The 257-nt window shown below is 42.0% G+C and carries 1 protein-coding gene; it reads left to right on the top strand.

What is annotated here, in order from left to right:
- Positions 1 to 257: 6-phosphofructokinase (locus tag SB775_RS31355; RefSeq protein ID WP_410865178.1), on the top strand; the 257-nt coding region annotated here is incomplete at both ends.

The raw sequence follows: 257 nt of genomic DNA, 5'->3' as shown, positions 1-257 counted from the left end.
ATTATTCATCGTGGAGGAACAAAACTTTACACGGCAAGATGCCCTGAATTCAAGACAGTTGAAGGTCGCGAAAAAGGGATTGAAAACTTAAAAAAATTCGGTATTGAAGGGCTTGTTGTCATTGGTGGAGATGGCTCATTCATGGGAGCGAAGAAATTAACAGAGCTCGGTTTTCCATGTGTAGGTGTCCCTGGCACGATTGACAACGATATTCCAGGTACTGATTTCACTATTGGCTTTGATACAGCACTGAATAC

It is taken from the genome of Peribacillus sp. SIMBA_075 (assembly GCF_046534585.1).
The sequence above is the reverse complement of the archived record's forward strand: the minus strand, read 5'-3'. Positions and strand labels throughout refer to the sequence as shown.